Source organism: Solibacillus sp. FSL R5-0691 (assembly GCF_037974225.1).
Lineage (GTDB): Bacteria > Bacillota > Bacilli > Bacillales_A > Planococcaceae > Solibacillus.
In genome coordinates this window covers 2,417,034-2,429,558 of the sequence record NZ_CP150231.1, presented here as the reverse complement: position 1 = coordinate 2,429,558, position 12,525 = coordinate 2,417,034, and the positions used below count along the sequence as shown (strand labels likewise).

The following is a 12,525-nucleotide window of genomic DNA, read 5'->3' as shown; positions in this document are numbered from 1 at the left end:
TAGTTCGAGTACAGAAATAGGAAGATTGAAAGATTAAAGAAGGGAAATAAAATTATGGAACAGACACAAGATGTAAAAACATTTAAAAAGCCTCCGTATTTAATGATCGCCGTATTATTTGTCGGGGCGTTTGTAGCATTTTTAAATAACACATTATTAAACGTAGCATTACCATCTATTATGGCTGCCTTTGATATTGAAGATTATTCAACAGTACAATGGTTAGCGACAGGCTATATGCTTGTAAGTGGGGTATTGGTTCCTGCTTCTGCATATTTGATTACAAAGTTCAGAACACGACCTTTATTCATTATTTCGATGTCGATTTTCGTTATCGGTACAGCATTGGCTTCATTTGCGCCTAGCTTCGGATTTTTATTGGCAGGCCGTATGATTCAGGCAGCCGGTGCAGCAACAATGGCACCGGTTTTAATGAACGTTATGCTAATTAGCTTCCCGGTTGAAAAACGCGGGCAGGCAATGGGGATGTTCGGTTTAGTTATGGTATTGGCACCGGCAATCGGACCGACTTTATCTGGATGGATTGTTGAACATTATGACTGGAGCGTACTGTTCAAAATGATTCTTCCGATTGCCGTTTTATCACTATTATTGGCAATTTGGAAACTGGAAGATGTTCTTCCAAATCGTGACGCTAAAATCGATATACTTTCAATTGGATTGTCTACAATCGGTTTTGGGGGATTATTATACGGCTTCAGTACAGCAAGTTCAGCTGGCTGGTCAGCAATTGAAGTATGGGGAACAATTACTGTAGGGGCAATTGGCTTAGCATGGTTTATCATTCGCCAGTTCCGTTTAGAGCAGCCGTTATTGGATTTACGTATTTACACATATCCTTCATACGCTTTAGCATCTGTCGTATCAATGGTATTATCTGTAGCGATGTTCTCGGGTATGATTTTAACACCTGCATATGTGCAGAATGTTCGTGGAATCGAACCATTTGAAGCAGGTTTAATGATGTTACCGGGTGCGATCGTAATGGGGATTATGTCACCAATTACAGGGAAATTATTCGACCGTTTTGGACCGCGTATTTTAGCGGTTATCGGATTAACGATTACAACATTAGCAACGATCGGATTAGGTTATTTGGAAGTTGATTCAACTTACTTATTTATTATTTCGATTTACACAATCCGTATGTTAGGTATTTCAATGGTTATGATGCCAATTATGACAAACGGTTTAAATGCTTTGCCAAACCGATTGAATCCGCATGGTACAGCGATGAACAATACAGCTCAGCAAGTAGCAGGGGCAATTGGTACAGCAGTTTTAGTAACAATCTTCAACTCACATACAAAAACACGTGCAGCTGAAATTGCAGCGGATATGCAGGCAAACGCTTCATCTGCAGTACAGCCGACTGCTGAGCAAATTGCACAAGCCCAAGCACAAGTAATGCAACAGGCAATGCTTGACGGGATTACGTTCAGTTTCTTCGTAGCAGCAGGAATTACAGTTGTAGCTTTAATTTTAGCGCTATTTATTAAGCGTGTAGACGTTACGAAACGTGAAGACTTTACTGGAAATATACCAGAAAAAAAATAAAATGATGCAACGGCGGGAGATTTTAGCTCCTGCCGTTTTTTTATTTGTTATACTTGGGTAAAGTGAAATACGCTGTATTAAAAAGGAGTTCGAAAAATGATTGAACAATTAGGGCAAGTCATGTTGTATGTAGAAGACCAGGAGCAGTCAAAAAAGTTCTGGACTGAAAAGTTAGGATTTACTGTAGTTTCCGATATCAATAACGGCATGCGAATTATTACGATTGCACCAAAAGATGAAACTCAGACAAACCTTGTATTGCATGATAAAAAGAAAATAGAAGAGATGTCTCCTGAATTGAATTTGTCTACGCCTTCATTAATGTTCTATGCACAAAATTTAGAGGAATTGTATGAAGATTTTAAAGCAAAGGGAATTACAGTCGGGGAGTTCATGAAGATGCCTTTCGGGAAAGTTTTCAACTTTGCCGATGATGAGGAAAATTATTTTGCCGTAATGGAAAAATAATGAAGGAGCTGAGCCAATTTAATGGCGACAGCTCCTTTTCTATTTCTTCTTTTGTAGAAGTTTGCGTGCTTTTTCCGTATTGGCAAAATGCCATTTCGTCATGGAACGAAGTGTGTCCTCGCCATGCTTCAACCAAATTTTAGCGGCCATTTCATCGACTTTGCCGCTCGCTCCTTTTTGAAGAGGGAACCCGGTCACTTTGGCAAGCCGGTCCATTTCTTTAAGGAATGCATAACGCGCCAAAATCGAGGCTGTAGCAACAGCTACATGCAGATTTTCGGCTTTAGTCGAGAACAGGACATTTTGACGGACAATTTCTTTTTCATTTTTTATGTGATTATAGTATATTCCGCGCTCCGCAAATTGGTCGATTAAAATATATTGCGGGGTTTCTGGTGCTATTTTCTCCAATACATGCTTTAATGCCTGATTGTGCAGCAGCGCTTTTATTTTACCTTGTGAATACCCGCGTGACTGAATAGCATTATACTTATCATTGCGCAGTGTCAAAATACTGTGAGCGCATACCTTCATTAAGTCTGGGGCGATTTGTCGCATATAATCATCAGTCAGTTGTTTGGAATCCTTTACTCCAAGTTCCTGGACGAGCGCAATTTTATCTGCGGGAACATAAACAGCAGCAACAGTTACAGGACCAAAGTAATCGCCTGTTCCAGTTTCATCTGAGCCTAAAACCGATAATGCCGCAAAATTGTCCGGGAGTGTATCACCCTTCGTGGAGGCAATTTTAGCCGGCGAAACCCCTGCTTGCCCCCAGCGTGCCGCCTCACGTTCTGCACCTGCCCCTTGAAACATTACTTTTCCTGATTTATAGGCGGTAATAGCCGTATCCGCTAATTTTACCGCAAAAATAACGCCGGGAGCCTTTCGTTCTATTAAAGCGTCTTTATAAAAATGTTGAATTGATTGCTGTTGATCAGCACTGCAAAGTAAAACAATATTTGTCATAATCGATCCTTTCAAAAATGATGTAATACTATGTAGTATAGCTTTTTGAATAGAAAAGGGGAACTCACTTATGTATGCTTCTTACAGAGGAACATTCGGCACATGGTGTTGCGATAGTGAAATTGGAAATGTTATGATGTACAATAGGAAAATGGCATCGTTATATAATAGAATCAATCAGGTTTGCTTTCAATCTTTTATTGGGCAAAAAACGAAAAAAGTTTATTCGTTATTGTTCACTTATTTTTTCTGGAGGGATTATTTTGGCTGAGCAAGAAAAGAATCGCATTTCCGTAGAAATATATGGTAATACATATAAAATGGTAGGAACAGAATCATCGGTCCATATGCGTCTTGTTGCTTCATTAGTGGACGACAAAATGCGGGAAATCAGTGCCCATAATCCATCTTTAGATACATCGAAGCTAGCTGTATTAACAGCCGTAAATTCTGTGCATGACTATCTATTATTAAAAGAGCAATATGAAAAACTAGAAATACAATTGAAACATTTGAAGGGTTGACATACATGTTAGATTTAATTATTCTCGCAGTCTTTATCATTAGTCTTATAGTTGGGGCGAAACGAGGGTTCGTCGTTCAGCTTATTAATATCGGAAGTTTTATCATTGCCCTCATTGTAGCGATTATTTATTATAAGCCGCTAGCAGAAAAATTTGTTTTATGGATTCCGTATCCTGGATTTACAGAAGGTTCAACAATGACGCTCGTTCTGGATTCACTCGATGTTGACCGTACATTTTATCGCGTCTTTGCGTTTGCCATTATTTTCTTTGCAGTGAAGATTGCCCTCCAAATTGTCGGATCGATGTTTGATTTTTTAACGTATTTACCTGTATTGAGTTCGTTAAACTATGTGTTGGGTGCAGTTCTTGGATTCATCGAAATGTATCTTGTACTTTTTATTGGACTGTACGTAGTAGCACTGCTGCCGGTGGAATCGATTCAGACATTCATCGACAGTTCGATTTTGGCAGGACTCATACTTGAGCATACACCGCTAATTACGAGCATGTTCCAAAATTGGTGGTATATACAAAAAAACTAACTTATTTTAGCGGGTGTCCTAAATTCGGAAAAGGAGTCACTAAAGAAGGAAGTCAACCTAACAAGCATCGCATTGTGCTAAACAGCTGACTTTTCCGCGCACCGTGGATCTTTAGCCGAATCGGGACATCAATATGCCGAGGCCTAATTGATTTGAAAATCATGCGAATGCTTCTCTCGATTTTCGGGAGGAGCTTTTTTAAAGGAGAGACAATGATGAACAAAAAAATTATTATTCGTACATTGGAAAAAATAGCTTTATATATGGAGCTGCAGGCAGAAAATCCGTTTAAAGTATCCGCCTTCCGAAAAGCGGCGGCGGCACTAGAAGCAGATGAACGAAGCCTTAGTGAAATCGATGATATTACAGCAATTAAAGGAATCGGTAAAGGAACGGCAGCGGTTATCACTGAACTGATGGAAAACGGGGAATCGACTGTCCTGAAAGAGCTGGAGGCAGCCGTACCGAAAGGGCTCGTTCCATTGATGAAACTACCGGGTTTAGGCGGTAAAAAGCTTGCAAAACTGTATCAGGAACTGAACATCGTGGATGCCGATACATTAAAGGCGGCATGTGAGGCAGGACAAGTACGAGGGCTTGCCGGGTTTGCAGCAAAAACAGAGGAAAAAATCCTAAAAGAACTTGAAACATTTGGTTCTCGTGCTGAACGATTGCCTATTTGGCAGCTTGAGCCTGTCGTCCTGGAAATTAACGAACTTTTAGCAAGTTTGCCTGAAGTGGAGAAGTTCTCGGTTGCAGGGAGCTTCCGACGTGTTGCGGAAACGAGTAAAGATGTTGATTTTATTGTGGCAACTAAGGAATATGAAGTTGTACGTGAAGCAATTTTAACGCGCCTCGCAATATTGGAAACCGTTGCCGCTGGGGATACAAAAGTGTCCGTCATATTGGATCGTGAAGAACCGGTAAGTGTGGATTTCCGTTTAGTGACACGTGAAGAATTCGCTTCGGCACTACATCATTTCACGGGATCAAAAGACCATAATGTACGTATGCGTCAGCTTGCAAAGTCAATGGGCAAGAAAATTAGTGAATATGGGGTCGAGCAAGAAGACGGAACCGTCGTAACATTTGAATCGGAAGAAGCGTTTTTTGCGCATTTTGATTTACCTTTTATTCCGCCGACTGTACGTGAAAGCGGTAAAGAGCTTGATCGTCTAGATGAACTAAGCGGATTAGTGAAGCTGGAAGATATAGTAGCGGATCTTCACATGCATACAACTTGGTCTGATGGCGCGCATTCAGTGAGCGAGATGGGGCAAGCTTTAATAGATATCGGTTATTCCCATGCGGTCATTACCGATCATTCGCAGTATTTAAAAGTGGCGAATGGATTAACACCTGAACGACTTGAGCAGCAAAAGCTTGATATTTATGCATTTAACGAAGCAAATCCAAATTTCCGACTATACAGAGGTACAGAAATGGATATTCTTCCTGATGGGACATTAGATTTTGGAGACGATGTTTTAAAAGAACTTGATTTTGTGATTGCATCGATCCATTCAAGTTTTACACAATCGCAGGACAAAATTATGGCGCGTTTAAAAACAGCGGTGGAAAATCCATATGTCCATATGATTGCCCACCCGACTGGCCGAATTGTCGGACAGCGCGGAGGCTATGATCCGGATGTGCCATTATTGATTGAATGGGCTGCAGAACATGGTAAAATATTGGAACTCAATGCAAATCCGTACCGCCTGGACTTAAGTATCGAATATTTAACGCTGGCAATGGAGAAAAATGTACCAATCGCCATCAATACAGACGCGCATGCAATTGACCAGCTGCGCTTTATGGACATCGGTGTCAAATATTCACAAAAAGCATGGCTGAAAAAAGACCTGATCGTCAACACATGGTCAAAAGAAAAGTTTGAAGCATTTATTGCGAAAAATAAAGAAAAGTAATAGGAGGTGTTCTCATGATCGAACAACGAGCATTGAAAACACTAGAATTTCATAAAGTACGCGAGCAAGTAGCGGCATTTTGTACAAACTCGATCGGAAAACAGGCGATCGATGAACTTGTACCGGAAACAGATTACGATACAGTTGTTGAACTGCTGGAAGAAATGGATGAAGGACTTGCGATTTTGCGTGTGAAAGGCAATGTGCCATTGGGCGGCATTTTCGATGTACGTCCGCATGCACGCCGCTCACAAATCGGCGGTATGCTCAGCCCGATGGAATTAATGGAAATCGCAAGCACAATACGTGCAAGCCGGATTTTACGGAATTTCATAGAAGATATCGAATCTGAAAATACAATTGAAATTCCACATTTTATCGAGCGTAAAGAACAAATGCCTGTCTTAACGGCATTACAGCACGAAATTAACGATTGCATTGATGATAATGGTACGGTACTTGATTCAGCGAGTTCTGCATTACGCTCCATTCGCCAGTCATTACGTTCAGAAGAATCGAAAGTGCGTCAAAAGCTGGAAAGTCTCACACGTGGTTCAAATGCAACAAAGATGCTGTCTGACGCGATTATCACAATTCGTAATGACCGTTTCGTAATCCCTGTTAAACAAGAGTATCGGTCACACTATGGCGGAATCGTCCACGATCAGTCCGCTTCAGGTCAAACATTATTTATCGAGCCTGATGCAGTGATTCAAGCGAACAATGAAGTACAGCGCCTAAAAGTGAAAGAAAAGGCTGAAATCGAGCGTATTCTATCCGAGTTGACTTTGAAGGTACAGGAAGTAGGACATGAAATATTCGTTCTTGTACAGCTACTTGGAGAACTGGACGTTATTTTAGCAAAAGGGAAATACGGACAGGCGAATAAATGCACAATGCCAAAAATGAATAAAGAAGGCTATACGCGACTTGTCCGTGCACGACACCCGTTATTGCCAATTGATGAAGCAGTAGCCAATACGATCGAATTTGGACGGGATGTTACAGCAATTGTTATTACCGGACCAAACACTGGTGGTAAAACAGTAACGTTGAAAACTGTGGGTCTGTGTACAATTATGGCACAGTGCGGTCTTCCGGTTCCTGCACTGGATGGTTCGGAATTAGCCGTGTTTGAACAAATTTTTGCTGATATTGGCGATGAGCAATCTATTGAACAGTCATTATCAACTTTCTCCTCTCATATGGTGAATATAGTAGACATTTTAAGCAAATTTAATGAAAAATCGTTAATTCTATTCGATGAGCTTGGCGCAGGTACCGATCCGCAGGAAGGTGCAGCACTCGCAATTGCTATATTGGATGAAACAGTTGATCGCGGCGCGCGTGTTATGGCAACTTCTCACTATCCTGAGCTGAAGGCATATGGCTATAACCGTCCATCTGTAGTTAATGCAAGTGTAGAGTTCGATATTGAAACACTTAGCCCGACTTATCGATTGCTCATTGGTGTGCCGGGTCGTTCAAATGCATTTGAAATTTCCAAACGTCTTGGATTAAGTTCGAATGTTATCGACCACGCAAAATCCTTTACAGGTACTGACCGTCATGAAGTAGAATCGATGATTGCTTCACTCGAAGAAAGCCGATTACGATCTGAACGTGAAGCGGACGAAGCTCACCTGTTACTCGAAGATGCACAAAAAATCCGAGCAGAGCTGGAGGAACGTCTTCGTATTTATGATGAGAAAAAGGAAAACCTCGAGAAAAAAGCAAAAGACAAGGCGCGCAAAATTGTCGATGAGGCGAAGAAAGAAGCAGAAGCAATTATTGCAGAGCTGAGAAAAATGAAAGAAAATGCCGCATTATCGGTGAAAGAGCATGAGTTAATCGATGCGAAGAAGCGTTTAGATAATGCAGCACCGATTGATAATAACAAAGTGCTTCAAAAGGCTGTTGCTGCCCGCGAACGTAAGCAGAATCTGCAAGTGGGCGATGAAGTAAAAGTATTGAGCTATGGACAAAAAGGTACACTCCTGCAAAAAGCAGGAAATGAGTGGGTTGTTCAAATTGGTATATTAAAAATGAAACTTCCGGAATCTGATTTAGAGTATGTCAAACCGGAAAAAGAGCAGGCTACTCGTCCGATGATGAATGTGAAAAATCGCAATAGTGTCGTCAAACTGGAACTGGATTTACGTGGGGAACGATATGAAGAAGCGCTTATACGCACAGAAAAATATTTGGATGATGCGTTATTGGCGAACTATCCGCGTGTATCGATTATTCACGGTAAAGGCACTGGTGCATTACGCCAAGGGATTCAAAGCTTCCTGAAAAACCATAAGCGTGTTAAATCATACCGTTATGGTGAAGCAGGCGAAGGCGGATTTGGTGTTACAGTCGTAGAACTAAAATAGTTGTTGCTCCTTTTAAATTATGCGCTAATATTAAACATAGAAAGAAAATAATTAAAGGGGGTAAAATGGATTGCTAGGATCAGACTTTTGGCACCATCCTCTCGTAGAAACAGCAGGCTATTTTAGTGTGGTAGTCCTTTGCCTATTCGTATCAATGATTTTATTTGAGATTGTAACAAAGTATAAAAATTGGGATGAAATAAAAAAAGGAAATGTCGCGGTCGCTTTAGCTACTGGAGGAAAAATTTTAGGCGTCTGTAATATTTTCAGATATTCAATTAATCAGCATACATCATTTATTGAAATGCTCGGTTGGGGTTTATTCGGTTTTACGTTACTAATCTTTGCCTATTTCTTATTTGAGTTTTTAACGCCGAAATTTAATGTGGATGAGGAGATTGCAGCTGACAACCGTTCAGTCGGATTTATCTCATTTACCATTTCACTCGGTTTGTCATTTGTTATCGGAGCAAGTATTTCATAGGAGCATATACATGGAAACATTATCGAAAATCTTACTCGTCGTCTGTTTCATTTTTTTCGCAGTCGGCATTTACTACATGATGACACTCTAAACATAAAAGCAAATGTACTGGTATTTCGCTAGTGCATTTGCTTTTTTTACTGGTTTTGAAAATTATTATCACTCGACCAATCTGTTCTTAACCAAAAAATATTTAATTTATTTAAAACTTTATTGGAAAAGTTATATTTCCATACTAAACGAATAGTCCTATATGTTTTATAGTCAATAATACTATAAAAGTCAAAACAAATAACGAGAAAATAATTGCATAAACGAGAATATAATGTGTATATCTATGAAAATAGTTTGAAACCATTTCCAGTTTTCATTATAATGATGTAAACAAGTAAAGCTTTATCGAAGGGGAGGAGTTTTATGACAGAAAAGGTTTGGTTGGCAAGCTATCCGAAAGAAGTACCACATTCAATTGAGTTGCCGGAAATACCTGTACACCAGTTTTTAACAGAAGCATTTGAGTCAATGCCGAATAAAGTGGCCATACACTTCATGGGGCGTGAACTTACGTACAAAGAGCTTTATGAATCAGCATTGAAGTTTGCGAACTATTTGCGTTCTCTAGGGGTGGAGAAAGGCGATCGAGTAGCGATTATGCTGCCGAACTGTCCGCAAGCGGTTATCGCCTACTATGGCACGATGTATGCCGGTGGGGTTGTCGTACAGACGAATCCGCTTTATACAGAACGTGAGCTTCAATATCAGATGGCGGATTCCGGAGCAAAAGTAATCTTAGTGATGGATATTCTATACCCTAGGGCGATGAAAATATTACATGAAACTAATATTGAAAATGTCATTGTTTCAGGAATTAAAGATTATTTGCCATTCCCGAAAAACCTGGTGTATCCGTTCATACAAAAGAAACAGTATGGTTTTAGTGTAAAGGTGGAGCATAGCGGAACGAATCACCTGTTCACAGAAATCATGAAAATGGCCAAGACGGATAAAATCGAGCAAGACTTTGATTTTGAAAACGATTTAGCCTTATTGCAATACACTGGCGGGACAACAGGTTACCCGAAAGGTGTTATGTTAACGCATAAAAACCTGATTGCAAATACATTAATGTGTGATGCATGGATGTATAAATGTAAAAAGGGTGAAGAGACAATTTTAGGCATACTTCCATTCTTCCATGTATATGGTATGACAACGGTATTAATTTTATCGGTCATGCAGCAGGGTAAGATGGTATTACTGCCGAAGTTTGATGCGGAGCAAGCATTGAAAACGATTGATAAGCAAAAACCAACTTTATTCCCCGGCGCCCCAACAATGTATATTGGCTTGTTGAATCACCCGGATTTAGCAAAATATGATCTATCGTCAATTAAAGCATGTTTAAGCGGTTCTGCTGCATTGCCACTGGAAGTTCAGGAAAAGTTTGAAGCATTGACAGGTGGTCGTCTAGTAGAAGGATACGGCTTAACCGAAACTTCTCCCGTAACACATGCCAACCCCATTTGGGATCATCGGATCAACGGTTCAATCGGTTTACCTTGGCCAAACACAGAAGCGGTTATATTACGCTCAGGTGAAGCAGAAGTATTGCCTGTAGGTGAAATCGGCGAAATAGCGGTAAAAGGACCGCAAGTTATGAAGGGCTATTGGAATCGTCCTGAAGAAACAGCGATGACATTTACAGATGGCTGGTTTTTAACAGGGGATTTAGGTTATATGGATGAAAAGGGTTATTTCTATGTGGTTGACCGCAAAAAAGATATGATTATTGCAGGTGGATTTAATATTTACCCGCGTGAAGTAGAAGAAGTGCTGTATGAGCATGAGGCGATCCAGGAATGTGTCGTTGCCGGTATACCTGATCCGTATCGCGGAGAAACCGTGAAGGCGTATATTGTTCTTAAAGAGGGTAAATCAGTTACAGACAAAGAACTGAACGAGTATTGCCGTAAAAACCTGGCTGCTTATAAAGTGCCTCGTTTCTATGAATTCCGTCAAGAGCTGCCGAAAACAGCAGTCGGAAAGATTTTACGACGTACACTAATTGAAGAAGAAAAACAGAAAATGGCACAACAAGAAGCAAAATAATTAATTGTTTAGCAAACTATTGACAGATTGCAGAACAAACTATAATATGAAAACATGAATGAATGGTCATTCATGTTTTCATATTTTTTTTGGTGGTGATCTGCTTGAAACGAAACAAACCCAAATATATGCAAATAGTAGACGCGGCAGTCATTGCTATAGCAGAAAACGGCTATCATCAAGCCCAGGTTTCCAAAATAGCCAAACAAGCCGGGGTTGCTGATGGTACAATCTATTTATATTTTAAAAACAAAGAAGATATTTTAATTTCTGTATTCCAGGAAAAAATGGGTATTTTCGTAGAGAATTTACAGGCTATAATAAAAAGTGGGGAAACTGCTTCCGATAAGTTATGTAAAATGATCGAAAATCATTTCCGTGTTCTATCAAGTGATCGCCACTTGGCAACAGTAACTCAGCTGGAGTTACGCCAATCGAATAAAGAGATTAGACTGAAAATTAATTCTATTCTAAAAGAATATTTAATTTTACTAGATCAAATTTTAATCGAAGGTATGCTAAATGGTGAATTCAACCAGACGATGGATGTTCGTATTGCGAGACAAATGGTGTTTGGCACAATTGACGAAATTACGACAACTTGGGTAATGAATGAAAATCGATATGATTTATTAGAGCAAGCTCCGAAAGTAAAGCAATTACTGCTAAACGCACTAAAAGCATAAAGGGGATGTAGAGGATGGAGTTTCTAAGTTGGAAAGTAGAAGAAGGGGTAGCAATTGCAACAATTTCAAGACCACCAGCAAATGCACTTTCACAAGGCTTGATCCAAGACGTGAATGCACTTTTAGACGCTGTAGAAAATGATGAAAATGTACGTGTTATCGTCTTACATGGCGAAGGACGGTTCTTCTCTGCGGGTGCGGATATTAAAGAGTTTACGAGCGTACAGTCAGGAGAAGCATTTACAGGATTGGCGAAAAATGGACAAGATGTTTTCGAGCGTATTGAAACATTCAGTAAACCGGTTATCGCCGCAATCCACGGTGCTGCATTAGGGGGCGGATTGGAACTTGCGATGGGATGCCATATGCGCTTTGTAACCGCATCGGCAAAATTAGGCTTACCTGAACTATCACTAGGCTTAATACCTGGATTCGCAGGAACACAGCGATTACCACGTTATGTTGGTGTAGCAAAAGCAGCGGAAATGATGTTTACAAGTGACCCGATTACGGGGGCTGAAGCTGTTGAGTGGGGATTAGCAAACCGTGCTTATTCCGATGAAGAGCTGTTGCCTGAAACATTGAAAATCGCTAAAAAAATTGCGAAAAAATCACCAATCGCGCTTAAAGCAGCGATCCAAATGCTGAATTACTCGAAACCATCATCTTATTACGATGGTGTAAATGCTGAAGCAAACAGCTTCGGTGAAGTATTTGTTTCTGAAGATGCTAAAGAAGGTATCCAAGCATTTATTGAAAAACGTGAGCCAGTGTTTACTGGCAAATAAAAAAATGTATTCTTCCCTGTTTTTCGGGATTAAAATTAAAAAGCTTTTAGGAGGTCTAGATT

General features: G+C 40.1%; 11 protein-coding genes. 10 read left to right on the top strand and 1 reads right to left on the bottom strand.

Features of this window, described 5'->3' with window-relative positions; genetic code table 11:
* Window positions 1–54 precede the first annotated feature (54 nt).
* Both MKY51_RS12205 and MKY51_RS12200 read left to right on the top strand, forming a co-directional pair.
* A complete protein-coding gene (locus tag MKY51_RS12205) occupies window positions 55–1,578 on the top strand; it encodes a DHA2 family efflux MFS transporter permease subunit (protein ID WP_339172440.1) in 1,524 nt (507 codons plus the stop codon).
* A 96-nt stretch (window positions 1,579–1,674) separates the two neighbouring features.
* Window positions 1,675–2,046, top strand: a complete 372-nt coding sequence (locus MKY51_RS12200) for a VOC family protein (protein WP_339172438.1) — start codon at window positions 1,675–1,677, stop codon at window positions 2,044–2,046.
* Window positions 2,047–2,085: 39 nt separating this feature from the next.
* On the opposite strand, the gene rnhC is transcribed toward MKY51_RS12200, so the two are convergent.
* A complete protein-coding gene (gene rnhC / locus MKY51_RS12195) occupies window positions 2,086–3,015 on the bottom strand; it encodes a ribonuclease HIII (protein ID WP_339172436.1) in 930 nt (309 codons plus the stop codon).
* A 263-nt stretch (window positions 3,016–3,278) separates the two neighbouring features.
* Here rnhC and zapA point away from each other — a divergent pair, with 263 nt between their 5' ends.
* The 8 genes from zapA (at window position 3,279) to MKY51_RS12155 (ending at window position 12,463) form a co-directional block, all read left to right on the top strand.
* Window positions 3,279–3,539, top strand: coding sequence for a cell division protein ZapA (gene zapA / locus MKY51_RS12190; RefSeq protein ID WP_339172433.1), 261 nt, complete (start codon window positions 3,279–3,281; stop codon window positions 3,537–3,539).
* Between the two features lie 5 nt (window positions 3,540–3,544).
* A complete protein-coding gene (locus MKY51_RS12185; RefSeq protein WP_339172432.1) occupies window positions 3,545–4,084 on the top strand; it encodes a CvpA family protein in 540 nt (179 codons plus the stop codon).
* Window positions 4,085–4,299: 215 nt separating this feature from the next.
* Complete coding sequence (gene polX, locus MKY51_RS12180) at window positions 4,300–6,015, top strand: DNA polymerase/3'-5' exonuclease PolX (RefSeq protein ID WP_339172430.1); 1,716 nt, start codon at window positions 4,300–4,302, stop codon at window positions 6,013–6,015.
* Window positions 6,016–6,029: 14 nt separating this feature from the next.
* Window positions 6,030–8,396, top strand: coding sequence for an endonuclease MutS2 (locus MKY51_RS12175; RefSeq protein WP_339172428.1), 2,367 nt, complete (start codon window positions 6,030–6,032; stop codon window positions 8,394–8,396).
* Between the two features lie 70 nt (window positions 8,397–8,466).
* A complete protein-coding gene (locus MKY51_RS12170; protein WP_339172426.1) occupies window positions 8,467–8,880 on the top strand; it encodes a DUF350 domain-containing protein in 414 nt (137 codons plus the stop codon).
* A 417-nt stretch (window positions 8,881–9,297) separates the two neighbouring features.
* Window positions 9,298–10,989, top strand: coding sequence for a long-chain-fatty-acid--CoA ligase (locus MKY51_RS12165; RefSeq protein WP_339172424.1), 1,692 nt, complete (start codon window positions 9,298–9,300; stop codon window positions 10,987–10,989).
* A gap of 104 nt (window positions 10,990–11,093) precedes the next feature.
* Complete coding sequence (locus MKY51_RS12160; protein WP_339172423.1) at window positions 11,094–11,675, top strand: TetR/AcrR family transcriptional regulator; 582 nt, start codon at window positions 11,094–11,096, stop codon at window positions 11,673–11,675.
* A gap of 14 nt (window positions 11,676–11,689) precedes the next feature.
* The gene (locus MKY51_RS12155) at window positions 11,690–12,463 is read left to right on the top strand and encodes an enoyl-CoA hydratase (RefSeq protein ID WP_339172421.1); all 774 of its coding nucleotides are present in this window, start codon (window positions 11,690–11,692) and stop codon (window positions 12,461–12,463) included.
* The last annotated feature ends 62 nt before the right edge of the window (window positions 12,464–12,525 follow it).